We start from the raw sequence: 22,959 nt of genomic DNA, 5'->3' as shown, positions 1-22,959 counted from the left end.
GGTAAGAGGGGATTGGCATTTATAACCAGCTAACGCTTGTCTAATCGTTCCCCTAAGCCCTCTATGATCAGGTCTACCGCAGTTTCGCATTGCACCTGGGAGAGGGTTACCGTTTCTGTATAGTCATTTACAGGAAGGCTCATCCCAATAGGATCAAAGTGGGTTGAGGAGCTAACAGCATCCAATACCTCCCCGATAATTCCCGTGCCGTTTGTGACGGCTTCTTTTATTTGCCGGGAGATGGGTAATTGGGAGAGCAGGCTGCGGATCGGGCGCTGGGTAAAGTCATCCAAATGAGAGATGAGACCGGCAAAGAAATACTGTTCAGGCTTTGCCAGCTTATGATCGATCGCTACCTGGCGAGATTGGTGTGCTTTCAGTAGAGCTTGTCGGGCGATCTCGGCTGGGCCAGTGCGTAATTGGCCGTGGGCAAACAAGGACATCATTACTCGAAGCTTATTTTTGCCAATGCCTTCCAGTAGTGAAGTGAGCTGGTCAGCAGGCATAACCTTGTGCGTGTTACCGATAAACCGCAGAAGTTTATAGACCAAGGCGGGATCTTCAGATAACAGGGCTGCGATCTCCTGATAGCTGCACTCCGGATTGTTCAGGCAATGTTGTACCCGGTAGACACTGTTCTGCACTGGCGACAACGCAAATCCAGTAATCAGATCAGGCTTAGAGAACAGGAACCCCTGAAAGTAATCAAATCCCATCTCCTGGCATTTCAGGAACTGTTCGTAGGTTTCGACCTTTTCTGCCACCAGCTTCACATAGGAGGGACCGTACTGCTTGATGGTCCGGACATGCTGCTCCAGCTCTAAGGGAGATAAGGCCAGCACATCCAGTTTTACGTAGGACACCAGCGGTATCAGTCGCCGGTTGTGCTTATTCATTGAGAAATCATCCAAAGCGAACCGGTAACCCATGCCGCGTTGCATCTTGATACGGTCCACCAGCCGATCGTCTACGATGATGTCTTCCAATATCTCGTAGATCACCATTTCAGGTGGTAGGCCGATTAGATGGAGGTTCATCAAATGCTCTTTGGTCATATTGATGAAGAGGGGTTTATTTAGGTTGCGTAGGGTGGGTAAATCCGCGTCTGTCATGCTGCTGGCGATGACCTGGGAAGTGGCTGCTTCACCTGATATGTCACGGGAGAGGCGATCAATAGGTCTGAACAGCAATTCAAAGCCGTAAGTTTCCATATTGCGGTCTATGATGGCCTGCCGTCCTATTTGAAATCGGTCGGTCGGCAAAGAATGCTGAAGCTCATCCAAACAAAGATCTGCAACGTGCATGATGGAACCCCCAAAAAAAAGGCCTCTCAGTGAGAGGCCGAACTTCCTATTCGCTCTTAGAACATTGAGCCCAACAAGGACAATACCCAATGAGTCTAAAATAGTATTGTAAAACGGTGGCATAAAAAAGAACCGTCTGGTAAATAATTTATACCGTTGTGCCCATCGCTGGGCACCCGACAATAGCTGGGGGTTGGGATCACAACGGCTTGGCGAAAGTGACTTCCTCAAAAACGGCCATAGCCATGGCAATGTTCTCGTCAGTAAGCTCTTCGTCAGCTGGAAGCCAAAAAACCTTTATTCCCATAATGCGTGCCCATTCAACGCCTTGTTTAAAATCTACTTTTTTCTGAGTCTTGGCCGCTGCGGTAAGGTATTGCCGAACCAGATTATGTTGCTCTCCCCCGGCGCGGTATTTAGCTAACTTAAATGCCTTGCGGTAGTAGGGCAGGGCATTGTCCCATTGTTCCCGGTGGTGGTGATAGGCTCCCCTGATCCATTGCTCCAGCCAGTTGAGCACGTTTTCTTGGCCATGCTCTGCCAGTGTGGCGGCATAGTCATCTATTTGCTTCCATTCGGTCTTGGCGGCCTTCTTGAGTTCCATACCAAGGCCGAGCATTTCTATAAATTCAGCTGGCGGGTGATAGCCCTGTTGGCGCTGGTTTAGATCGTGGAGAACACGCACCGCATAATCGCCCAGACGGTTAGCGAGCTTCGTCACTGCGTCCTCTGGTGGCAGTTGCCCGGTGGAGTTGCAGTGCGCGATGTACTCTTTGGCGGCATCCATTTGTTTCTTTTTTAGAAACCGGTGATGGTGCATGCAGGCATGTTGCCAGCGTGCCTGTTCCTCTCCAGGTACGGCGGTCACCACCGGGAGCACTTGGCGTAAAAATTCGTCGGTCTCTATTCTTCGCCAGTCAGCATAGGTTCGGAACTGCTGGCAGAGTTCCTGCAGGTACGCTGTGCCGAAGTGCTTGTTAATTTCCGTTGCCAGATAGGTCGTAACGCGAGCAATCACAACGACAGTGAAGATCGCCGTTATTTTTTGGGGGGGGACCGGCCTGCCGGCTTCGTCCATTTTTGTAAAAGAAAGTAATAGATTTTTTCTTAACGCTGGTAACGCGGGAAGGGCACGACCTTTTTTCCAGTTAATCGCATTTTCAAGGTTCTGTACCAGCTCGGGGGAGTCTGTTTGAGCTGATTTACCGGGGTAATGGAACTGGGTTTGCGATGTCTCACACAGTTGGTAAGCCCATTCCAGAGCTTTCCCTAATGGGTAGGTGATGGTTGTTCGGCCATCCTTGCCCTCTTCGAATGACGGCAGAAACCAGTAGGGATCGTCAGGCATGTCCAGATCCACTGCGACAAGGCTAAACCAGTGGAGATGAAAATAAAGCGAATCCACAGCTATTGGCACTGCTTTTATTGAGATAGCATAGCGTAACGACTGCTCTCTGTTCAGAAAGGTGCCTTCATTACTGACAAAATGAGCATACCCATCGAGCAGGTCGTTCAGCACCTCAATGATAGGTTCCATAATCGGAAGGGGGAAATAGCCGGCGAGGATATAGGCGAGTCTTTTATGGGCCCCGGCCAGGTTACCCTGAAGTTTACCTTCCTCTTTCGCCAATCGATTCAGTACCTGTTGGACCCTCTTTTTGGCGGTGTCATCCAGTCCGTCATCACCAAGGGCATTTTTTCTAGGGAGTACGCCAAAGGCTTTGTAAAGCATCTTGATGACTTCGCCGTGATTGGCAAATGCTAAATTCTTATCCATGTGCTCTCCGTGAAATATCCCCCGGCCGGTGGCCGGGGGCGGGCATCCTTACTTACTGATCCTTTTGCTGGTTCTGGGTGAGCTGCTTAGAGCGGTTACCATGAACCTGGGAGTTCACCTTATTGGAACCTGAGCTGCCAATGTGCTTGTTCAGCTGCTGGCTATGATGGTCTTTCTGAACCTGAGAAACAGTTTTCTTGTTGTTAGCCATGATAGGCCTCCTATGAGTAGATAGTAGTGAATCGTGCAATTGCATGCTATTCCGGAGAGGCGGTGTTGTAGCTATGAATTTTGGAGACGAATTTTTTTAGGGGCCAGATCGGGCGCTGAAAGCCTTTATTTATACCGTTACCCCCCCCCGTGTTCCATGACCCACCAGGCACCGCCGACCCGCGCCAAACCCACCCACCAAACCACCCTTAACTCTATATTTATACCGTTACCCCCTAATGCACAGCGCTCCCAAACGGCACTTCCCCCTGTCCAACCCCCGAAGGGGAACTCCCCGGCACCTTTATAGCCTGACCTCGGCGAATGGATGGGAACCGCTCCAATGGAAACCTATTATGATGGGGGCCTAATGTGATGGGAGCCCAAATAGAAAGGGGGCCTATTTATGATGGGTATCTATTCTATATAGGGGCCTATTATAAATGGGTGCCTGATCAGGCGCTGTAAGGTGCAGGGAGTTTCGTAACGCGGCGTTACGAAATTATCCGGTCCTGCAGGGGCAGAATAGAGGCCCAGATATTCAGGGTGCCCAGGTCGGTGTAGCAGGGAGTTTGAAAGGTTAATCAGAAGGGCCAGTGTCCGGGGCGGAGCCCTGTAGGGGATAACGGTATAAATAGAGTTATTTAGGCAAGTGTTGCTGCTATACTGCTGCTGGCCCCAATGTCTGGATGTGTGTAAATGGAATTTAAAGTTCGTACCTATTGGATTGTGTACCCCGTCAAGACATCAATCAAACATGCCTACGAATCAGGTTTAACTGCCTATGACTCCCAGCAAGTGATCGCGGGATCGTCCCCCTTGGGGGATCTGGGGGAGCTGTTCTACCAGATGCTCCATATGCGTACATCTCTGTATGAAGCCTTATGGATGTTTCCTGAACGTCATTTTGAAACGCAAGGCCATGCTGAAGCCTACTGCAAAATCCATCAACTCATTATTCGAGCACTTTATGGCTGTGCTGTTAGCGGTCCAGGGGTTTTGCTGGAAGATGCCAACGATCCCTGTAGAGCCCCTATCAGGCAGACACCGGGTATTCGTGTGCAGTCGCCGTCAAAGCGGCCTGCGTTTGAGTTGCCGGAGTTGTCTCGGGTGATGCGGTTGGCTGATCGACTGGCCGCGATGGATGCTGCTGATAGGGATCGCTTTCTCAGCGTTATCGATTACCTGGGGGATATCCGGGAATCGCCCGTATTTGTGGGTCAGCTGGCTTTGTGGTCATTCGTGGAGCATTACTGGAGGGGAGAGGATACCAAAACGTCTGATGACAGAAGCCTGAGCCACTTATTAAGTCTGGTCTGCGACACAGCCGAGCGTAGAGAGTTTAATATAAAGGTAAGGCAGATCGGCGGGAAACTGGGGAGTCCATGCAGTGAAAACAAGCTAAGGAACATTCTCGCCCATGGAAAACACCTGACCTTGCAGGCGAACTGGGACAACGATGACTGGACAAGTTTCTACGCTATACATGACCAGCTGTTCCAGATTGCTATACGCGGTGTAGAGGCCCAAATAACGCAAAACGATGCCTCTTAAGTGATGGTTTGCGCCAGTTAGATAGCAGATTATGACTGTGCATCAGTTTTTTTTAACAACAGGCATTTCAAATATGCCGCACAAGGATTGTCGATATGCTGACCCATGAAGAACATTTGAAAAAGGCCCAAAGCTTTGTATCTTTAAGCCGCAACACGAACGCGGCAAAGATGGCCCAGGCGCTGGCGAGTTTTTACTTCATTGAGGATTTTAAGGTCCATAATCAGATTCCGAAAGAGGCTATGGATACATTTAATATCCCCAATGCAGCCGTAGAACAGAATCAAGTTTGCTTAGAGACTTGGCATTATTCGTCCGATGGTCGTTATGTAGTAACGGCGTATAGTTTTGGGGATCTGGGGCTGACAGGGGTTTGGTTCGAGCTACTTCACAGTGCTGGTGGGCACGAAATTGACCCTCATTGGATGAAGAATGAAGCATTCATTGAATACCTGGAATCGATTCCTAATATCCTGAAACACACGCTCAGAAAGACCGACTTGCCTTGGTATGAAGAGCCAGCCGACGTTTTCGATATTTAGCGGTAAAGAACTGCTCCAGTGGATAGTGAGAAATTATGATAAAGAAAGGCCAAGTCGAACCCCAGCATGTCGATCTATTGCTGGAACAGGTAGCGAAGCGGGCAGGGGCAGAATCCGTTCGAGATGCAGCCAGGGAGTACCTGATTCATGGCGGGAATCAACCGGAGATCGCTGCCCGGCATGGTGTCACCCAAGAATCTCTCTCTCGCCTGGTGTCTAAGCTCAAAAAGCTCAATGACTGGGCGATAAAAGTCTCTGAATTCAACCGGTAAATCCCGGCGATCGGATAGGAGCCAAGATGCCTGTAGCATTGTTAGATAAATTCGAAGCCTTTATTCGAAAACAGGGCGTTGGCGATAATGATCAAGTCGCTGACTCTGTACGATCATATGTTGGCTACCTTAACGCCGTGAGCAAGCACCTGGCGATCGATATCAACCCGTCTACGCTCAATAGTGAGCAGCATATCGAGCGTTATCGCGCCGATCTCCAAGGCTTAGTCAGTGAAAAAACCATCGGAAATTACACCTCAGCCATGAGGCAATATGTAGCGCTGGTGGAGAGCGGTAAAAGCCTAGAACCAAAAATACCTAAGGCCGTTGATACCAACCCAGCACCAACTGAGCAGAGTTTGGATCTGGCAAAGACCAAGCACTTTCGACACTCATCATTCAGGGAAAAAATGCTAGAGCATCTGTTTATTTCGGAACTGCTGAAGCGTTCGTGGTTAGAGCATCATTGCGATCTGGAAATAGCGAAACCAGAAGTAGATAGTAAAGGTTACGATCTCATTGCAGAAAATAATGGTGTTGTCAGACATATTCAGCTCAAATCGACAAAGCACGGTGGCAATGCCAGTTCACAAACAATTCACACTGCGCTTGCTTCTAAGCCCAGCGGCTGTGTGGTATGGATGGAATTTAATGATGAAACGCTGGAGCTGGGGCCTTTCCTCTTCTTCGGTGGCTCGGCTGGTAAACCGCTTCCTTGCATTGATACTTTCCCTTTAGCGAAGCACACAAAAGGGAACGCCGAAGGCCGGAAGCTAGAGCGGCCGCAAATTAGAAAAGCTAGCAAAAACCAGTTTGAAAAAGTCGGCTCGATGGATGAGCTTTACGATAAATTATTTTCGCGCTAAAACAGGCTATGGGAATCCCTTGGAAAAAAGTTTTTCCGCGATGACCTATCTCTCTCATTAGAACAAGGACGGTTTATGTTGATAAAGACAATGTTTGCACTGGCCGGAGCTTTCCTGCTTGCTGCCTGCTCTGATAGTGATTCCAACTCACCCAGTCATACTAATCAGGAAATTAAAGGGCAGCTCATACCTAGAAGCATGGCTGAAAAGGCTGATTATTACCTGATCGCGCTTGAAGCCGATCGAGGCTATCTCAAGGCCACTCACAGCCGCATTAGTTCGATGAGCCATGGGTATTCGCACACATTGATCGACTGCCAGAATAGCCGATACCGAGCGATAGGGTATGGTGAAGGTAGCGTTGAAAATATAAAGCAATACCCGAACTCCCCCTGGACCGAACTAATTCAAGGTTCAAGCAAGGCAGATTTAGTTAAGTTTGTTTGTTCGCAGCGGTAGCAACCAGTTTCCCTCCTTTACTGGTTTGATTTGTGGCCCCGGCTTGAATCATTAAAGTACTACGGATATTCTGCCTGAATGCCGTGGTACTTTAATGATCTGTTTCAAGGGCGCTAAATGAACCTCACTGTCGGAATAACTCAAAATGGAGACTATATCGGGATCGAGGATTGTGATCGCGGTAAATCCGATCTTCAATGCCCCTTCTGTCAGGGCCTGCTTGTTGCAAAAAAGGGGAACATTAAAGAGCACCATTTTTCCCACCTTGAAGAAAGTTGTAACGGTGTGGCATCTCTCCGATCGCTACCGGGCTTTGATGACTTCACACTGTCGCTGTCACATGATGAGTTTGAAACCCTGCAAACACTGTGGAAGCAATCAGAACTAGGCAGCAAAGGGTTGGCCAGAGCCCCTGAATCCCTTGTCAAACTGGGTATGCTTCAAGAAAACATTTTTCGGAGTATGCCATTTGAATTTACTAAACGAGGAAAGATCCCCGTTGGTGGGTTGAGCCTCAACCTGTTTAGTCAGCTGCATCCAGAACTGTTATTAGATGCTCATCGCCGGTTGGTGGAGTTAGCAGACTATTATCAGTTAGAGACCGACAAAGTAGCTCTCAGTATTTATAGGGCGCAGCTGCGCCGGCTTGCTGGTCAGCACCTCTATTTCTTATCAATTACAGCGGATGATGAGGAGCTTTATAAAATCGGCCTGACCTCGCGCCCTCTTGCCGATCGCCTGCCTGAAATCAAGCGAGATCTGCAGCAATTCTATAGTTCGATCATTATTAAACCACTGGTGTTCAAAGAGCATAGAGGACACTGTGAGCGCTATTTCAAATACCGGTACTCAGCCAACAATGTCCCAGTTGGAACTTTGACAGAATACTTTTCCTTTGACGCGGCCGAGGCCAAAAAAATAATCAGTGATCTTAAGCGTATCCCCCAAAGGGTCTTCACTGCTACCGAGGAGAAGATCATGCGTGATTGGTGGAGAAAAGAAGAACGGCGCTTAGTCGCGGTTCGTCAGGGGGTAAAGAAAGCTAAGAAAATGGGAGCCGTTTTAGGTCGCCCGAAAGGGAGTGCAGAAAGCATAGACCGGTACTTATCGAAACCGACTAACCAGCTAATAGCTAAAGCGCTGGCAGATGGGCTCTCAATACGTGATACCGCTACCATGACAGGTGCATCTACGCGAACAGTGCAACGGGTTAAAAGGGTGCTTCTGGATCAACGGAGAGACCAAATAAATTAATGAGGGTTGTGGTGTAGTATCAAACAGTAAATACTCAACATCCCTCCAAGAGGCATAGCCTCTCTCAATATATAAAATATTATGCTTAAACAGCATATTAAAAACTGCTAGAATTATGCCCTATGAGGGCGAGTACGCTGTATCATGAGTCTCAGGTTTCGACCCATCCCAGCAAGATGGTGGAAACGTCCTCCGGGCTGGGGCTCATCATACAGCGTACTCAAGCGGTTAAAGCTGTGATCGGTATGATATTTACCCTGCGCCACCTGGCACACTTCCAAGCTCACCGCGCCCCTATTACTTCCAGTGATGTATAGGAGTGATCGATGATATCCGGTGACTTACTCTTAAGCTTAAAAGATCTGATTGCACAGCAGACCGAACTCGAACAGGCGCTATTGCATGAAACCCACTCGATTTGGATGCCGGGTATGAACCCAGATGAAGATGAGAAAAAGGGATGTTTCTACGCCGTAAATGATTACCCTGAATACCTGCAGCAAGCGATCAAGGCGATTACCGGGATCGAGTACCAGGTGGGCCAGCAAGGCAATGAAACCAAAAAACAGAAAGGTGTTTTGTTGGTGGGGCCATCCAGTCTGGCGAAAGCGCTCGAAATCAATGAAACCAAGGCCGTTCTTGCTGAACACTTTAAAGATTTACGCACGCGGCTCAGCAAGCACACCTCTCTAAGAGAGGTTTTAAATCAGCAGGAGCATATTCGCAGTCTGCTGCGCCATGCAGGTATTGGTCGGCTTTGTGTGAAGCAGGCAACACGTAAGATTCCAGTCGTTGAGAAGGCTCCACATCGTATTTCTTGGCTTGAAAAGCAAGGGAACAGTGTTCGCCGGATTACCATTGAGCAAGCAGCCAAAATGCTGGACAAACTCAGTTCTGAACAAGCTCACATTGATAGAGAGATTCTTTCTAAAATTCCAAGTAGTAATAACTTAGCTATCGTTCAGAAAGCACAGAGCCCAACCCTTAAAGCCACTCTTTTTCACCCGACTATTAAAGATGGTGTCAAAACCATGGATCGGCGGCAGGTGCATGCTCCAGTGCCAATTCTTTGCGCCACTGGCAACATCATGCCCGTGCTGAATAAAGGGGGAACCCGTACAAACACCCAGCGATCGGACCAGACCATTTCGCCTGAAGTGTTTCTTCCGTCTATCCGTGCTCACCAATACATAGCTTGAGACCTACCATGCCAGAAGAGAAGGTTATTGCCAGAGAACCTGAGCAAGTTGGAGGCCATACAGCCGTTTCCAAAGTTTCCGATGGTTATGATGATACGTGCGTCATTCTATCCGTGAACGGTGATTACATTACCAGTACGCCGGATTACCGAGTTGCCCGGCAGATTGCGGGGTATGCCATCACACCAAATGGCGGTTACGGGTCAGTCGTTATTGAGGAGCGCCCGGGCATTCGTCCAGACGCCCTGACTTTTGAAAGATGGTTATTCCGGATGTAGGAGGCTGATGACATGGCGATCGATGCAAAAGATCACGACACTCTCAGTTTACTTCCAAACCGAGTCGGAAGACCCCGGAAACATAAAGACAACGCCGCAAAACAGAAAGCCTACCGCGCCAGGCTGAAGCAGAAAAAGCGTCCCAAAGAGCAACAGGATCCTAAATCATGAAGTTCAGCCCTTATATACCAATCTGGAGAGCGGATCTGAACCAGCTACGACCGGTGAAGGTCACTGCGGATATTGAGAATCGGCAAGATTCTGAGGGCTGCTTGATCAGTGAATATTCCCACTGGAACTCAGAAGCAGAGGCTTGGCAAGCCATCAGTGATAGACTGGCGGCAAATTTTGCAGCCTCCCAAAGCCATCTCCATTATGTTGAGCAACGCCTAACTGCTGCGCATAAAGAGATCGCAGTCTATCGAGAGAAGTATTCTCGATTCTTGATGAATCGAGAGCATGCAAAACAGGAACAATAAACATCATGGAAGACATCAAATTGATATTTGCCTCCGCCGACTTTGCAATACTGGGCTTTTCAACGCTGGCATTAATAGCCCCGATTCTCTATGCAGCCTCAACTGAAGAGGCCGTTTTCTACTCAAAATTGAGCCCCTACTTCAGTTGGTGCCAACGCTTCTACAAGCACCTGACCATGTTCGGCAGTTTGATTTTGGCGATCGCTTTAGGTTTATTGCTGACAGGAGAAGACCTGCAGATTTGCTCATATACCGTCAGTACAGGTCTTCTGGTACTCGCATTCTCAGTAACCGGTATGTTCTTAAATGAAACAGATCCGGAGGCCGGGGAATTAATGACATATACCGGTGATCACCATTCCGGAGAACGTGGCCAATAGGGGCTTGCTGTCGCTTTGACATCCTCCCCGCGCTAAAGCACGGGGATTCCCTCTATAGGACGGCCATGCCCGACCGCAAGAATGTTCTTGGCCGCGTTCACATCGCGGTCGTGAGTGACACCACACTCACTGCAAGTCCATTCTCTTATTCCAAGTCCTGCGATACCTTTCGGCCTCGAATCGGGCAAACTACCACAGCTCGAACAGGCTTGGGAGGTGTACGACTCGTTAACCTCTTTAAAAACAATGCCTGCGCCATCGCATTTATATTCCAGCATTGTTTTTAGTATGGCCCAGCCAGCGTCTAGCACGGACTTTGCCATTTTGGTTTTGGCTAACGAGGATGATTTTACGTTGCCAACGTAGATTTCACCGGAACGGTTCACCAGTTGGCGGGAAAACTTATGTAAAGCGTCCTTGCGCCGGTTCGCTATCTTGGCGTGGATCGCTTTGACGCGTTTTTTCTTACCGGCCCGTTGAGCGACGGCAAGCTTCGGTTCCTGATCGCGGTAGAAGCGTCCGGCTTCGAGCTTCGTGCCATCGGAGCACGTAGCCGTGTCCTTCAGGCCCAGATCAATACCGATCTGATTCTGCCCGGCTGGAACTTCAGCTTCGACTTCAACAACAACATTGAAGTACCAGCGGCCACGCGCATCCTCCGAGAAAGAGGCGGTTCGGAATTTATACTGGTTGAGCCCGTAACTGTCCCAAACTTTGAAATAATGACCGTTGTGGTACACCTGCCCGTTTTTCCACTTCGCCATGCCGGTGTTGATCGGAATCCAGCCCAGTGAGCGCCGAACGCCAAGGGACTTACGCCAGTTCAGCTTGCTCTTCTTAAACTGCTTGCGGCGGGTAGCATACTCTTTACCAATACACTGTACGGTGTGACTGTGCAGTCCCAGCTCTTTATGAGCACCCTGCGTATATTTCTGTATATCATAGGCAGACAGAAATACGCCACGCTCTTTGATAGATCGGTGACTAAGTTCGTTGATGTAGTTCCAGCAGAAATTCACACTACAGGCCATGCGGTTAAGTAGGTTGCAGTGCTTGTCTCTGACGCGAACTTTCAAAGTCTTAGTAAGCTTCATATGTATAAATATACAGTACACTGCAAGTTATACAAGGAACGCTTTGCGTTCCGCGCTATCCTTCCCCGCACTAGAAGTACGGGGCTTGTCGCGCATCTCGGTCAGTAAACTCCTCTATATAAAGAAGCATCACGCCGGTTCCAGCTTCAGGCGTAGGGTCGATTAGCATCATCTGAAAGCCCTGCTCCTTACTTCCCCGGTCAACGACCATCGCAGCAGTATGCTTAAGATCATTTGAATTACCCAGAACCGTATCGCCGGTTATCCGCCCGGTGTTCCTGTTAATCCGAAGAGATTGGCCTTCCACGAAAGAGAACGCATGGTTTTCTATAAGATCAGCTGTATCAGATAGAAACCGAGCTTTATTGAGTGCGCAGTCCTAGTGATCGGCAGCCGCTGCAACCAGCTGCGGGGTGATAAGGCAGAGCGCCAGTACCGTATTCCGGAGCATTCCATTCAAGATCGTCATGACGAACCTCCTCATGCTGAAATCAGAGTACTTGAATAGCTTCCATATAAGGGTAGTTCCCTCTACCGGGGTAACAAGATACGAGCAGGCCCGGTGTGGCTATTTGAATAATTCAGAGTTGAAGATCGCAGCAAATTCTTTCTTGTCCAGGTGAGTCCCCAGCTCCTGTTTAATGAACTCCAACTTCTTCTCGTAATCATGTCGGAACATATTCTGAACCTGGGTGGCCGTTTTAGCCTGCTGTTCCAGCTGAGCATTCAAAATCTGAGACTTTTCTTTTTCCGTGGCTAGCTGTGTACTCAAGCTCTTTATCTCTAAAGCCTGCTCATTCATCTGTTGCTTGGCCTTAGTGAGCATTCCGGTCTGGGTCTCCAGTAAAGACTTGAGTTCCATTTCAGAGTGGCGGATCTCCTCTGCTTCAGCCAATGCATTCCTCGCCGTCTGTTCTGCATCGTTCAAAGAAGCTTCAAGGGCAACCGCTTCAGCGATAAAAGCCTTCTGATCTTTAGCTAACAACTCTCTATCGGATTCCAGTTGTTTATTGGCCACCTCTAATGCTTGGTGCCAAAGACTGTTAAGTGCAGTTAACAATGGCTCCGGCGTATCAGCCTCAGAATCATCGTTGATCCGGTTTTCTCTCCAGAGTCGGATATAGCGTTGAACGGTCGCGTCACTGCCTTTTTCGATGGCCAAGTGACTGCGCACTGAATTCACTGTAGGAGTAATGCCGGCCTCACTGAGCTTGGTGCAGGCTGCAGCGACAACGGCCTCATTCCAGTACTTCGACTTATTTCCACCTTGAGACATAAATGCACTCCTCATGCCAAATTTGGGCTCACTGCCCTACCCTCCCCCTATATTAACTGTATTAGTGTAATTACACCAATACAGTTGATATATTTTAACTGGCGAGATTAAATGATCTCGTTAGTATGCTACTCTTATGAGGTCACCAATAGGAACTTGAAAGCAGCTATGAACCAGGTCAGCAAACCAACCAGCCTTATCGCAGCAGAAGCTAAACAGGTCATGGCCAGTTTCGAACGCCCGGAACAGGCACTGGTTGCTGATGAAGGTGTGAATCCCATCAGATCCACGCCAACCGCAGCTGGTGAGTCCAACCCGGTGACCGTGTTCCTTATGCGTTATCACGGAACATCGCTTACTACCCATAAAAGACGGCTCCGACAAATTGCTGGCCATCTCGGCGCACCGGGCAGTAATCCGCATTACATCGAGTGGTCACTGATGACCGAAATCAGATTGCTCGCGTTTCTCAACGAATTAGCAAAGCCATACAACAAGCCCATTAAGAAAAAAGATGCAGACGGCACACTCATAGAAACCGTCGAAAAGGTGAAACGTAGCCCCAGCACACTGAATGGATATCTGGACACAATACGGGGTGTGCTGCGTCAAGCCTTCAAACTCAGCATCATTACGCCGCTGCAGTGGGAAGGCATCCAAGATATAAAGCCGATCAAAAACCAACGCCCATTAGCTGGAAGGATGGTGCAAGCTTCGGAAACCAATGCTTTTGAGAAGTACCTGAATGAACTGGCATTGCATCGACCGGTAAAGGCAGCAAGGGACCGGGCCATATTTCGGCTGGCCTTTTTAGCCGGTATCCGCCGACATGAATTCTGCAAGATTGAATTGGAAGATTTTGAACCGAACGGAACCCCAGGCTTTTTAAGGGTAAACGGCAAAGGCGATAAGATTGTGGTTTTGGAGATAAACGAACAAGTATCGGAAGCGATCAGGCTCTGGATCGAACACCGTGGTACAGATGCCGGGCCGTTGTTCTATCGGATTAATCGTCGGGGGGATCTGATCAAAGTAGGTATTTCCCAGAGCGGAATTGGATTTCTATTCAGCGATTATTGTGAACGCCTTGGTTTATCAAAACTTACCTGCCATGACGGTAGAAGAACCTACTGTTCCAATATCCTAGACCTACCAGGTATCGATCCAACAACAGCCATGGGTTTATTGCGTCACTCTTCATTTAATACAACAGCTAAATATGACCGTCGAGATGGACGTACACGCCGGGCAGCAGTCAATCAATTAACTATGAAGGAGCCAGATTATGATTAATTCTAATTGTGATGAATGTAAAGTTTTAAAGCACCAAATTCAGATTCAAACAGAAAACAACCGGCAATTAGCTGAAGAAGTAAAATACTTAACCGAGGAAAAAGAACACTTGGAATTAGAACTAGAAGTCACCAAATCAGAATTGAATAAATACAGATCCGAGTTTATTAAAAACATTTAAAGCATACCACCTTAAATACTAAGGAAGTACTCAAAGCACAGAACAAAGACCAATATTAATAACTTAGGGAATTTGCTGTGCATAATAATGCGAACAGCCAATCTTTGAGGCGTTAACCATAAAAGGGATAGTATGTCGAATCAACTAGAATATTATTTTTCAATTGAATCCGACTTGGAATATTGCGCTAGATATGTAGAGTTTTCTGAAACTAATTTTGATACATTCTCAATTGAGTTCGCAAGAATTATCATGGCTGCATCAGCTGAGATTGACACGCTTGCTAAAGAGTTGTGCAAACTGATTGACTCTGATTCAAAGGCAAATAACATATCAAAGTATGCAGAGTGCATTCAATCTAAGTACCCAAATATATGTGGTGTGAGTCTTGCTATTCCAAGGTATGGAATTAAAACACAGCCATGGAAAGATTGGTCGAAGAATCAGAGTCCTAACTGGTGGAAAAGTTATAACTCAATCAAGCACGACAGAGCAAATGAATTTCATAAAGCAAGTCTAAAAAATGCCATTGATACTTTAGCTGGCTTACTCTCCATTACCCTTTATTATCTTAAAGAAAAAAACGGAAAGTTACTTGATATAAGTGCATTTCATGCTCCAAGGTTACTGGTTTTTGAGGACAACACTGCTAACGGTGGCCTGGAAAATGGTCGTATCGATTGGCAGTATTGTCTGCCTTAAAGTGAACTTTATGGCTAACAAGTCGTTAAAAGGACAAAAATCAACAGGTGGTGTGATTTAATATACCGCCCAGGACAAAATCTATAATTTTAACAATTCCATAGCATCTATTTCCGTCCCGTTTTTATAAGAAAAACTTTCTTGTCATAAAGGTATTACAGCCACCTATCAGGATTAAAGACGGGAAACGTGATTTAGCAGATCTTCACCACTTTGAGTTACTTTAAACAGTTTTAATGCCCCCCCGGTAGTTTGGGGGCAAAAACCTACCGGTTCTATTAAACCGCGTTGTTGGGCTTTACGTGTGGCTGCGAAGTGGGTTTTAAAGTCGTGACCAGTCAACAATCCTAACTCTCGACTGCTGAAAAGATGTTTTTTTACAGCGAGAAGGCAAGGCAATGCTGATAGATACAAATACGGGAATGACTCTTTCACTGATTTGTATTGCTCTACACGCTCATTTTGATTTTGGTGAGGTTTTCCTTCTAATGAAGACCTGATCTCAGCCAAAAGGCTCCGACCAGGTACACCCAGTTTGAGGCGCGGGGTTTGCCTCTTTGTTTTTGGATCGGAGTAATATTCTAAACTGGGCTCCAATAAACCAGCTTTTCTCAGCTTAAAAAACTGTTTACGATAATCGTCATGATTGGATCTGATAAGATTCATGACTTCTTTTTCTGCAAGATGTTGTAACTCGAACAGTGACAGCAGGGCACACGTAGCCAACGATAACTGCCCATATCGATCATTTAGTGTAAAAAGAGATCGTAATTGTTCTTTATCACCGGGACAGAGCTGATTTACGCTAATCGGCGTAATATTCATAGTTTATTCCTTGCACTCTTCCCGTTCGTTAAAGCCTGATCCAGTCCACAATGTCTGCCACGTTAATTCTTAGCCGTTAAATGCAAAGCTGCATTATTAAGCAATAACACCGACAATAATTCCAGCCAAAGCAGGTAATACAATGCAGGCAAACAGAGCTTTGAGTTTACGCATCTGATGAGCAATCGATATAGCTTTGACTGTAAGAATCATCTGCCAAACCATCAGGATGGCGCTTAATATGGTCAAATAGACCAGCGATCGCAACCCCAAGCTTTGCTCGGTATCTGGAATACTGCCTCCATCGAAGAACCCCGGCCCAACAATGGAAAAGCGGATGCCCCAGATAATGAGTATCAGAAAAGAGGGTGCTGATGACCAGCCCCAGGCCACCAGCACCCGTTTGAAAGAACCAGTACCGCCAAGCAACCGACCTATCCATGTAATGCTCGCGCAGTTGATAGCAGCTAATATCATAGCGGCCAGCGCCCCGAATAGCGTAGTCATTACCAACGCACCCACTGACGGATCCATACCTGCAATAAATTGGTTCAGAGAGAATGAGATCCCCGCTACAACGATCAAGAGAAGTGGCCAGATGATCGGGTAGTCCAGTCGATAGATTGTGTTCAGCGTTTCTGTTGGCCGTCGTAACATCCCCCATATGGGGTTCAGCTGCACTTTTTCTCTATGTTCGCTAATTTCTTCCCACCCAGCCTGAGCATTGCTATCGAATTGATCTGGGCCGGCTTTTCGCTGGTGTACCTGCGGGATATCAGAATCAAAATTCATTAGGGTGTGTCCTGTTCCAGCTCTGCTCAAAGTTAACCAGGTGTGTGATCTTAAAATGGTACTCAGTGTCACCTGGCCCATAATCTACATCCATCTCCGTAGAGACCAGATCCAAACCCAACGCACGGACCTGCTCTGTAAACCTCTCCCGTGCGATATCCAATGATGGCGCTTTAATCTGGATAGTTGCGTTTACTTCTCTCGGTTTCATGCCATTTCCTCTCTGAGAGATTTCGTAAAGATTTCATGCCCCTGCTTAATTATCGAGTCACCAATAGACTGAATGATATCGGTGTTCTCGTTGATCTCATCCAACTCCATTAACCCAACATCATGATCGACAGATAAGCTCTGCACTCGGAAGTCGTATTCATCACCAATCGAGCCACTGGGGTACAAATGAGCCAACAGCGCCCGGCCGCGTTCATCGTTGAACTCTTTGTAAACCCTGCTCCGCACAATGGCATCTTTGTTTCGTGTAGATAGCCCCCAGAGCTTCTGTGGCCCCATACGGCAGTTGACCAGATGCGAATAGCTTTCCTCATCCGTATCGATCTGCAGGAGCAACCAAGCCCCCTCTTTAGAAGGCGGGCGTATCTTGCGCACAATCAGCTCTACTTCTGTATCGTTGAGTTTGAAATACTCTTTTACGTTCCCCACCGATTTAGCTTCGAATCCGCATATGAAACGAGCTGTGGAGAAACTAACCAGTCGTTTAGGCATCTCTATGACATCCTGTGAGGCAAGGATGACACCGATTTCCCATTTCCGACCTTCGTTAGCAATCTTGATGCAAAGCTGGTCAGACTGATCAATACCCGCAAAGCGTTGCAGCTCATCGATTTGAAGCGCGTTTGTGGTTTGACGTATGGAGCGAATACGCGGCTCATGATAGGTGTGATATTTTTCAGGGATATCAGTGAGCCGGTCTTCTTTCCAGAAGAAACGCGAAGTTAGTATTCGAGCAGCCGTTGCAAAGAATACCGCCCCTTTTTTCTTCAGCGAATAATCCCCTTCGGAAGCCCGCGGTACTACCTCTTCAAGATCAAGAGAGATAATACGTGAATCCCCCAGATCCAGCTGAGTGTGGCCTGAAAATATCGGGTACTCCTCCACCAGTTCCCCAATTCTGCGGGAGAAATAATCAACCAACGGTGTCCCACTATCATAGATACCTGGATACTCAGAACGAATCTCAGGCCGCGTAGCGATCGCCGCAAGCAATGGAAGTGTTGGAGCGACAAACCTCATAACCAATGAAGCTTCCCGGTAGAAGCCCTCCGCGTGCAGCGCATCAAAAATGCTCCACCATGTCATATCGGTATTCGGCTTTAAACCAATCTGTTCTAGCGCTTTTGAGATGATCGGCCAATGCTTATCATTCATGCGGTTCCGCTTGAAATATTCCGGATCCGCCTTTGACCCCTCATCGGATCTGACTCGATACGCCAATCTAACCACCGCCCTGATCAAGCCCGGCATATCCGTATGAAGTTCGCCAGTACGGTCATCACACATCATCAGCTCGATATGGTTAACGATCTCATCAAAGTGTTCTTTTAATGGAGATCTGAGGCCATAGTCCTGCTCAAGAAAGTTATAAGACTGTTCCTCCGTATTACGTAGCCGGTGATACATTGCATAGTGTTTCTTACCCTCAGGCAGAATGGATTGAGCCATTAGAATTGCGCCTAAGGAGGAAGTACCCACATCAGCAATACCAATGTAAGGAATATCGTTTGACGCACTTAACAAAGAAACCTGCAGGTTATTGATCAACGCACTTTTCCCGTAGCCGGGTTCACCAGCTACCAGATAAATATGGTGTCTAAGTACGTTGTAATCGAACGGTTGGAATGGCATCGGACGACCATCCTCACTTCGAAAGCACATCCCGCCAGTGTTAAAGGGCATGACAGGGCGAGTAATCGGCATGCAGTACAGGATGTCTTCCAAAGGCCCTACAGCTGCTGGGGCAACACTACCGTTCCGATATGCCGGAAGAGTTGAAACATAGCCCTCTTGAATATCATCTACGATGAAATAGGCACTGGCCTGGTTCCAACCATTAATGATCTGCAGTAGCTTGTCAGCTTTAAACTCCAGTTCCCTTATATTGTCTACATGATCCCAGGTAGTGAACGCCATTTGGATGGCAGAGTCCGTCTTCCGTTTTTCATCCAAGTATTTTTTCAGATGATCTGTCGTATCTCGTAGGTGTTTTGCACGGCTGGGGATGGGTAGCACGGTAGTTGCCGCAGCCACCATGGTTTTAAGGCCCAGCATGGCGCTACCCGCTGATTTCATCAATCCTGAGAACCTTAAGGAAATGCCAAGACTTGAGGCTTCTTTTAGAAGCTTCTCGAATGGAACAGGCCCGTTTGGCTGAACCTTCAACACAATCACTTTGTAGATACGGCTACCAACCTGAAGAACCTCAGGGTGCCCTTTTACTGTTCTGGGCTCACAAGGCCAGACCTGGCGACCGAGGCTTGGCGGCATTAAACCAGCGACCCCCTCTTTTACAACATCTTTGGGGTTATCCGGGAGATAAGCAAACGCAGATTTTTGGTTGCTGATCATCCGTGGCTCCCAATTCTGCCCAGTTTTACGCGCATCGATACAGTTGCGGATCGCACGAATGATATTAGCCGAGGTCAGTTTAACGACACTAAAATCACGTTCTTTGAGAACTGTCATAACGCCACCGACCATCGCCTCATGACTGCTGCCACGAGTGGCATGATGGGTGATACCGTTCATATCCATGTAGTTGGAGCTTCGAAATTCCGCAGCATTAGCAACAGGGACACGCTCCTCAGCTGGGACTTGTGTTCTGAGCTTCGTATTGGTCCAGATCACCATCCAGCATGTTTCAACGTGTGTTACTTTCGCCAGTACATCCTTTTCTTCTTTGAGTACTGAGTCAAACTTCAGACCAAGGGATCGAATCGCAGACTGTACCGGCGAGTAGATTTCATCCAGCTTCTTGCGAACAACATCCTCATCATTATCAAACTCATAGAAAAAGCCGATGTCGTGTTGTTGTGACTTGTAGTATGGAGTGAGCTTTTCCGCCAATGCTTCAACATTCTCTCTATGCTCCTTCAGGCCAACATAGCGGCGGCAACCACGTATCTCGATGACAGATAATAGACTGCCATCCTTACAAGTAATGACACCTGTATTCCCTATCGGCAGGTTAAGACTGCAGCTGCTACCGGGATTCTCAATATGATCGAGAGTATCCAGTAGACGTTCTAAGGCTGAAAAAAAGATGCTCATAACATTATCTCTAATCTTCTAAGATATAGTGGTTCAGCTGGCACAGGTTGTTGGTATCGCCTGCACAAGCAAAAGAGAAAAAGGTGCCAAATCCCGTTTGAGAACGGTCACCAAAATTCACACCAAAATCGATAGCGGGGGTCATTAACCCCTGTCGGTAAGCCAGTTCAAGAAGCTCACTGCGTTTATCTGTATCTGATTTCATTGGATGTTCTGTAAGGGCAATCCGGCCACCGCCGTATCCCTGTACGGCAAAACCAGACCTTTCCAGCATCTGAACAGCAGGTATCTGACTCACCCTGACCAAAGCAGACAGATAAGCCTCCGAGAATGACATCCGCTTTGCCCCAATTCCTAAGTGCGCAGCCAGCAACGCCTCAAAAACAAGAAATACGGAGTAAGACATCTCTTCTTGGAGCTTGATCTTTTTTGCCTGCTCACTGGATGTATTGGGTATACGATTAAGCGGATATTGCTCCGCTAATGAGGTGAAAGTTAACGCGGTTAGTACCTCGTCAATCTCTGGATAGTATCCAATCCATGACTCTAACTGCTGATATTCTGGGGCAGATAACCAAAGGGCAGATTCTTTCACCCGGCTTTCAACAGAGATAAAGCTGACTACTTTAATCTGGCCGATTACTTCAGGATCAGTGATCTTCACAAAGGCGACATTCGATTGATCGGTGCCAATTTGATCTGGGGACACCCCTGACGATGATTGCAGGCGATAATTACCAAAGGGAAACCGGTAATCTTTAATCTCTTGGTATACCGCGCTTGCCGGCTTGTAGAGCATGAACAAGTTAGCCGGGTTCATACCCACCAGCGTGCAGTATCGCTGAGAAGCTGATTCTAGGATCGGTTTCAAATGCTTTTGCCGGGTATCCGTTTTTGCGAAAAAAGCCACCCGCGCAGCCTCACGCGGAATGAGGCCGGCATATTCTCGGCTCATATCCAGTGCCCAACCCAGAATAACCTGCAGCACCTGTGCTTGTTCTTTTGGGTTTAACACTGACAGCCCTAAATCAGTAACGATCGTTCTCAATTTACGGCCAAAGAATGCATCTGATTTAAAGCGGCCCCTTCCTGCCAGGTTCACTTCTACATAGGCATCATCTTTGTCCGTGACCCACACACATGAATCGTTTAACTCTCTGGGAGACCGGAACTCAAAGACGTTTCCTGTACTATCCGCTGCGATACCATAATCCAGCAGTGCGATTCCTAAGCCAAACTTATTCATATCGTGTCCGGACTCTCTGCAGCAGGTTCATCAGTGGATTGGGCTGCCATTGCCAGCTTCTCAAGCGCCACCGCCCAATAGCGTATTGCGTCCTCGTAGGGATCCAAGTCAAACCTGAATCGAAGACTGTTAGCATAGGCACCACGGCTGAAAGGGTGGACCATCCGATCCATGACAAACTGAAGGCTTTCTACCTGACCAGCCCACTTAATCGAGGCCCATGCTTCAGGCGTAGAATCGATGGCATTCAGAAAAGCACTGGCGCTGCTTCCTACGGTCCCCCATTCGGCCTCTGGCCTCACTGATACGGCATAAGCCAACCGCAGCAGGTTGGTCAGCTGCCCCTGTGAGATCCAAGGAGCTTCGATAAAGCTCCCCTTCCCTTTCAGTTTGTCCAAACTGTTGAGATCAGAACAGATACAACACAGGGTTACCCAGTTCGCAGGCTCATTAGGTAATTGGCGATCGAGGCGGCATACATGGAAATGTCCAAGGGGCTCTTTAGCGCTTAACCGCGTTTGAGTACCGCAGAATTCGCATACACAGCCTTTCCTACTGATAAAGTCATGTAATACCTGAACCCCTCCTGCTTCTTCAGGCTGGATCGGATCGGACCAATTACCTATGAGCAACATAATTAAGCCTTAGCTGTCAGAGTTAGCGTTTCGAGCGATGCTAATTCCTGGCCGACTGGAGTCAGTCGATGTTCAATAGCGCTACCCTTCAACTTATCAAAGGCCGAAGTATCGGCCTCGGTGCCGGCTGCAGTGCCAATGAAGTAATAAACGGCACTGCCGAACACAATCATGAACATGCAAATCACCAAGCCAATCGCCAAGCCTCCCATACCCGCCTGTTCAAACTTTTGTGCCCCCGGTGAATTGGGGAACATCTTTATTGATGCCATTCCATAAAGGCAGACCAACCCCAGCACAAACCCTACAAAGGCAGCTCCCAGAGTTAGCACATTGAAAAGCAGCCCCATTTCTTTAACACCATGATCTGAAAGGTGTTGCCCAAATGACTTATCAGCATTTGCCAGCACAACATTTGAGGACATCAGCAAAATCCCCCCTGTTACCAGGCGGTTTGTAAGAGCAAAAGTTTTTGGAAAGTTCATTGTTTCACTTCCTTTAATTTTGAAAGTTGATTATCGAAAAAATACATCGCCCATACCTCCGAACAAGTTGCCGAAGTCTCGGGCACGAATAAGGATCACTCCCACTACTATCCGAACCAGCGCACCCCAGATCTTCGATCTTTCGCCTTCGGGCATCCGAGACATAAAGGCTTCAACCATGCCCCAGAGACCAAAGATAAATCCGAAAATACGGCACGTTTGCTCTGCGAACATGCCGAGCATTTTGATCGGGGTAAGCTCGCCAGTAATTGCCGCAGGAGGGAACAGTGAGCCGGCTCCGTGATCAAGAACCGACACCGATAGCATGTAGAGTGTTGAAGAAAAGGCGATAGTCGCAGAAGCAATAAGCATGGCCGGGATAGCTAAATCCCAGCCAAACTTTTCAGGTGGTAAGGTTCGGGTCACATGGACTTTGAATAAGCAACTCAGCACCCATAAACCAAACATGAACCCGAGGAATGCGGCCAGCATTACCACGAAATTGAAGATCAGTGGGTATTCAGCACTGATCGATATCATCAGGTTCTGGGTGTTAAGGTTCGGACCCATC

At 47.8% G+C, this 22,959-nt stretch carries 27 protein-coding genes; 14 read left to right on the top strand and 13 right to left on the bottom strand.

Going from position 1 to position 22,959, the window contains the following annotated elements; translation table 11 throughout:
* Positions 1-29: 29 nt before the first annotated feature.
* The 3 genes from QUD59_RS18900 to QUD59_RS18890 all read right to left on the bottom strand — a co-directional run bounded on the left by QUD59_RS18900 (position 30) and on the right by QUD59_RS18890 (position 3,292).
* Entirely contained in the window at positions 30-1,304 is a 1,275-nt protein-coding gene (locus tag QUD59_RS18900) for an EAL and HDOD domain-containing protein (RefSeq protein WP_286241134.1), read from the bottom strand.
* 199 nt (positions 1,305-1,503) lie between these two features.
* Positions 1,504-3,081 carry a hypothetical protein gene (locus tag QUD59_RS18895; protein ID WP_286241133.1) on the bottom strand — a complete coding sequence of 526 codons (1,578 nt, stop codon included), beginning with the start codon at positions 3,079-3,081 and terminating at the stop codon, positions 1,504-1,506.
* A 52-nt stretch (positions 3,082-3,133) separates the two neighbouring features.
* Positions 3,134-3,292, bottom strand: a complete 159-nt coding sequence (locus QUD59_RS18890; protein WP_286241132.1) for a hypothetical protein — start codon at positions 3,290-3,292, stop codon at positions 3,134-3,136.
* Between the two features lie 698 nt (positions 3,293-3,990).
* On the opposite strand from QUD59_RS18890, the gene QUD59_RS18885 reads away from it, so the two are divergent.
* The 11 genes from QUD59_RS18885 (at position 3,991) to QUD59_RS18835 (ending at position 10,574) form a co-directional block, all read left to right on the top strand.
* Positions 3,991-4,845: a hypothetical protein gene (locus QUD59_RS18885; protein WP_286241130.1), complete on the top strand. Its 855-nt coding sequence runs from the start codon at positions 3,991-3,993 to the stop codon at positions 4,843-4,845.
* Positions 4,846-4,940: 95 nt separating this feature from the next.
* Complete coding sequence (locus QUD59_RS18880; RefSeq protein ID WP_286241128.1) at positions 4,941-5,387, top strand: hypothetical protein; 447 nt, start codon at positions 4,941-4,943, stop codon at positions 5,385-5,387.
* Positions 5,388-5,422: 35 nt separating this feature from the next.
* Complete coding sequence (locus QUD59_RS18875) at positions 5,423-5,659, top strand: hypothetical protein (RefSeq protein WP_286241126.1); 237 nt, start codon at positions 5,423-5,425, stop codon at positions 5,657-5,659.
* Positions 5,660-5,685: 26 nt separating this feature from the next.
* The gene (locus tag QUD59_RS18870) at positions 5,686-6,525 is read left to right on the top strand and encodes a hypothetical protein (RefSeq protein ID WP_286241125.1); all 840 of its coding nucleotides are present in this window, start codon (positions 5,686-5,688) and stop codon (positions 6,523-6,525) included.
* A 75-nt stretch (positions 6,526-6,600) separates the two neighbouring features.
* Positions 6,601-6,984, top strand: a complete 384-nt coding sequence (locus QUD59_RS18865; protein WP_286241122.1) for a hypothetical protein — start codon at positions 6,601-6,603, stop codon at positions 6,982-6,984.
* A gap of 117 nt (positions 6,985-7,101) precedes the next feature.
* Positions 7,102-8,238, top strand: a complete 1,137-nt coding sequence (locus QUD59_RS18860) for a GIY-YIG nuclease family protein (RefSeq protein ID WP_286241121.1) — start codon at positions 7,102-7,104, stop codon at positions 8,236-8,238.
* Positions 8,239-8,564: 326 nt separating this feature from the next.
* Entirely contained in the window at positions 8,565-9,437 is an 873-nt protein-coding gene (locus QUD59_RS18855) for a hypothetical protein (protein ID WP_286241119.1), read from the top strand.
* Between the two features lie 8 nt (positions 9,438-9,445).
* Positions 9,446-9,715, top strand: a complete 270-nt coding sequence (locus QUD59_RS18850) for a hypothetical protein (protein ID WP_286241118.1) — start codon at positions 9,446-9,448, stop codon at positions 9,713-9,715.
* Positions 9,716-9,727: 12 nt separating this feature from the next.
* Positions 9,728-9,886 carry a hypothetical protein gene (locus QUD59_RS18845; protein ID WP_286241117.1) on the top strand — a complete coding sequence of 53 codons (159 nt, stop codon included), beginning with the start codon at positions 9,728-9,730 and terminating at the stop codon, positions 9,884-9,886.
* The gene (locus tag QUD59_RS18840; RefSeq protein ID WP_286241115.1) at positions 9,883-10,194 is read left to right on the top strand and encodes a hypothetical protein; all 312 of its coding nucleotides are present in this window, start codon (positions 9,883-9,885) and stop codon (positions 10,192-10,194) included. Before QUD59_RS18845 ends, QUD59_RS18840 begins: the two co-directional genes overlap by 4 nt.
* Before the next feature lie 5 nt (positions 10,195-10,199).
* A complete protein-coding gene (locus QUD59_RS18835; RefSeq protein ID WP_286241114.1) occupies positions 10,200-10,574 on the top strand; it encodes a hypothetical protein in 375 nt (124 codons plus the stop codon).
* A 32-nt stretch (positions 10,575-10,606) separates the two neighbouring features.
* Here QUD59_RS18835 and QUD59_RS18830 read toward each other — a convergent pair whose 3' ends face one another.
* Complete coding sequence (locus QUD59_RS18830) at positions 10,607-11,668, bottom strand: RNA-guided endonuclease InsQ/TnpB family protein (RefSeq protein ID WP_286241113.1); 1,062 nt, start codon at positions 11,666-11,668, stop codon at positions 10,607-10,609.
* Positions 11,669-12,236: 568 nt separating this feature from the next.
* Positions 12,237-12,944: a DNA-binding protein gene (locus QUD59_RS18825; RefSeq protein WP_286241112.1), complete on the bottom strand. Its 708-nt coding sequence runs from the start codon at positions 12,942-12,944 to the stop codon at positions 12,237-12,239.
* Between the two features lie 168 nt (positions 12,945-13,112).
* On the opposite strand from QUD59_RS18825, the gene QUD59_RS18820 reads away from it, so the two are divergent.
* From QUD59_RS18820 to QUD59_RS18810, 3 genes are all read left to right on the top strand, one after another.
* Positions 13,113-14,237, top strand: a complete 1,125-nt coding sequence (locus tag QUD59_RS18820) for a tyrosine-type recombinase/integrase (RefSeq protein ID WP_286241110.1) — start codon at positions 13,113-13,115, stop codon at positions 14,235-14,237.
* On the top strand, positions 14,230-14,418 hold the full coding sequence (locus tag QUD59_RS18815; protein WP_286241108.1) for a hypothetical protein: 189 nt from the start codon (positions 14,230-14,232) through the stop codon (positions 14,416-14,418). Before QUD59_RS18820 ends, QUD59_RS18815 begins: the two co-directional genes overlap by 8 nt.
* Before the next feature lie 132 nt (positions 14,419-14,550).
* Complete coding sequence (locus tag QUD59_RS18810; protein ID WP_286241106.1) at positions 14,551-15,120, top strand: hypothetical protein; 570 nt, start codon at positions 14,551-14,553, stop codon at positions 15,118-15,120.
* A 174-nt stretch (positions 15,121-15,294) separates the two neighbouring features.
* Here the strand turns inward: QUD59_RS18810 and QUD59_RS18805 are convergent, their stop codons facing one another.
* The 8 genes from QUD59_RS18805 to QUD59_RS18770 all read right to left on the bottom strand — a co-directional run bounded on the left by QUD59_RS18805 (position 15,295) and on the right by QUD59_RS18770 (position 22,958).
* Complete coding sequence (locus tag QUD59_RS18805; protein WP_286241104.1) at positions 15,295-15,945, bottom strand: P-loop NTPase family protein; 651 nt, start codon at positions 15,943-15,945, stop codon at positions 15,295-15,297.
* A gap of 96 nt (positions 15,946-16,041) precedes the next feature.
* Positions 16,042-16,737, bottom strand: a complete 696-nt coding sequence (locus QUD59_RS18800; protein ID WP_286241102.1) for a Yip1 family protein — start codon at positions 16,735-16,737, stop codon at positions 16,042-16,044.
* Entirely contained in the window at positions 16,727-16,948 is a 222-nt protein-coding gene (locus tag QUD59_RS18795; RefSeq protein ID WP_286241100.1) for a hypothetical protein, read from the bottom strand. Before QUD59_RS18795 ends, QUD59_RS18800 begins: the two co-directional genes overlap by 11 nt.
* Entirely contained in the window at positions 16,945-20,022 is a 3,078-nt protein-coding gene (locus QUD59_RS18790) for a hypothetical protein (RefSeq protein ID WP_286241099.1), read from the bottom strand. The genes QUD59_RS18795 and QUD59_RS18790 overlap by 4 nt, the downstream gene beginning before the upstream one ends.
* 10 nt (positions 20,023-20,032) lie before the next feature.
* The gene (locus tag QUD59_RS18785) at positions 20,033-21,268 is read right to left on the bottom strand and encodes a hypothetical protein (protein WP_286241098.1); all 1,236 of its coding nucleotides are present in this window, start codon (positions 21,266-21,268) and stop codon (positions 20,033-20,035) included.
* The gene (locus QUD59_RS18780) at positions 21,265-21,903 is read right to left on the bottom strand and encodes an HNH endonuclease signature motif containing protein (protein ID WP_286241096.1); all 639 of its coding nucleotides are present in this window, start codon (positions 21,901-21,903) and stop codon (positions 21,265-21,267) included. The genes QUD59_RS18785 and QUD59_RS18780 overlap by 4 nt, the downstream gene beginning before the upstream one ends.
* Positions 21,904-21,905: 2 nt before the next feature.
* Complete coding sequence (locus tag QUD59_RS18775) at positions 21,906-22,388, bottom strand: hypothetical protein (protein WP_286241095.1); 483 nt, start codon at positions 22,386-22,388, stop codon at positions 21,906-21,908.
* A gap of 30 nt (positions 22,389-22,418) precedes the next feature.
* Positions 22,419-22,958, bottom strand: coding sequence for a hypothetical protein (locus tag QUD59_RS18770; protein WP_286241093.1), 540 nt, complete (start codon positions 22,956-22,958; stop codon positions 22,419-22,421).
* Position 22,959 lies beyond the last annotated feature (1 nt).

The sequence above is a fragment of the Neptuniibacter halophilus genome (assembly GCF_030295765.1).
In the GTDB taxonomy this organism is placed as follows: Bacteria; Pseudomonadota; Gammaproteobacteria; order Pseudomonadales; family Balneatricaceae; genus Neptuniibacter; species Neptuniibacter halophilus.
This window is presented reverse-complemented; position numbering and strand designations above follow the sequence as displayed.

Coding starts and splice junctions, on each gene's coding strand:
- QUD59_RS18900 (WP_286241134.1), bottom strand. CDS start 1,304: ATGCACGTTGCAGATCTTTGTTTGGATGAGCTTCAGCATTCTTTGCCG.
- QUD59_RS18895 (WP_286241133.1), bottom strand. CDS start 3,081: ATGGATAAGAATTTAGCATTTGCCAATCACGGCGAAGTCATCAAGATG.
- QUD59_RS18890 (WP_286241132.1), bottom strand. CDS start 3,292: ATGGCTAACAACAAGAAAACTGTTTCTCAGGTTCAGAAAGACCATCAT.
- QUD59_RS18885 (WP_286241130.1), top strand. CDS start 3,991: ATGGAATTTAAAGTTCGTACCTATTGGATTGTGTACCCCGTCAAGACA.
- QUD59_RS18880 (WP_286241128.1), top strand. CDS start 4,941: ATGCTGACCCATGAAGAACATTTGAAAAAGGCCCAAAGCTTTGTATCT.
- QUD59_RS18875 (WP_286241126.1), top strand. CDS start 5,423: ATGATAAAGAAAGGCCAAGTCGAACCCCAGCATGTCGATCTATTGCTG.
- QUD59_RS18870 (WP_286241125.1), top strand. CDS start 5,686: ATGCCTGTAGCATTGTTAGATAAATTCGAAGCCTTTATTCGAAAACAG.
- QUD59_RS18865 (WP_286241122.1), top strand. CDS start 6,601: ATGTTGATAAAGACAATGTTTGCACTGGCCGGAGCTTTCCTGCTTGCT.
- QUD59_RS18860 (WP_286241121.1), top strand. CDS start 7,102: ATGAACCTCACTGTCGGAATAACTCAAAATGGAGACTATATCGGGATC.
- QUD59_RS18855 (WP_286241119.1), top strand. CDS start 8,565: ATGATATCCGGTGACTTACTCTTAAGCTTAAAAGATCTGATTGCACAG.
- QUD59_RS18850 (WP_286241118.1), top strand. CDS start 9,446: ATGCCAGAAGAGAAGGTTATTGCCAGAGAACCTGAGCAAGTTGGAGGC.
- QUD59_RS18845 (WP_286241117.1), top strand. CDS start 9,728: ATGGCGATCGATGCAAAAGATCACGACACTCTCAGTTTACTTCCAAAC.
- QUD59_RS18840 (WP_286241115.1), top strand. CDS start 9,883: ATGAAGTTCAGCCCTTATATACCAATCTGGAGAGCGGATCTGAACCAG.
- QUD59_RS18835 (WP_286241114.1), top strand. CDS start 10,200: ATGGAAGACATCAAATTGATATTTGCCTCCGCCGACTTTGCAATACTG.
- QUD59_RS18830 (WP_286241113.1), bottom strand. CDS start 11,668: ATGAAGCTTACTAAGACTTTGAAAGTTCGCGTCAGAGACAAGCACTGC.
- QUD59_RS18825 (WP_286241112.1), bottom strand. CDS start 12,944: ATGTCTCAAGGTGGAAATAAGTCGAAGTACTGGAATGAGGCCGTTGTC.
- QUD59_RS18820 (WP_286241110.1), top strand. CDS start 13,113: ATGAACCAGGTCAGCAAACCAACCAGCCTTATCGCAGCAGAAGCTAAA.
- QUD59_RS18815 (WP_286241108.1), top strand. CDS start 14,230: ATGATTAATTCTAATTGTGATGAATGTAAAGTTTTAAAGCACCAAATT.
- QUD59_RS18810 (WP_286241106.1), top strand. CDS start 14,551: ATGTCGAATCAACTAGAATATTATTTTTCAATTGAATCCGACTTGGAA.
- QUD59_RS18805 (WP_286241104.1), bottom strand. CDS start 15,945: ATGAATATTACGCCGATTAGCGTAAATCAGCTCTGTCCCGGTGATAAA.
- QUD59_RS18800 (WP_286241102.1), bottom strand. CDS start 16,737: ATGAATTTTGATTCTGATATCCCGCAGGTACACCAGCGAAAAGCCGGC.
- QUD59_RS18795 (WP_286241100.1), bottom strand. CDS start 16,948: ATGAAACCGAGAGAAGTAAACGCAACTATCCAGATTAAAGCGCCATCA.
- QUD59_RS18790 (WP_286241099.1), bottom strand. CDS start 20,022: ATGAGCATCTTTTTTTCAGCCTTAGAACGTCTACTGGATACTCTCGAT.
- QUD59_RS18785 (WP_286241098.1), bottom strand. CDS start 21,268: ATGAATAAGTTTGGCTTAGGAATCGCACTGCTGGATTATGGTATCGCA.
- QUD59_RS18780 (WP_286241096.1), bottom strand. CDS start 21,903: ATGTTGCTCATAGGTAATTGGTCCGATCCGATCCAGCCTGAAGAAGCA.
- QUD59_RS18775 (WP_286241095.1), bottom strand. CDS start 22,388: ATGAACTTTCCAAAAACTTTTGCTCTTACAAACCGCCTGGTAACAGGG.
- QUD59_RS18770 (WP_286241093.1), bottom strand. CDS start 22,958: ATGGGTCCGAACCTTAACACCCAGAACCTGATGATATCGATCAGTGCT.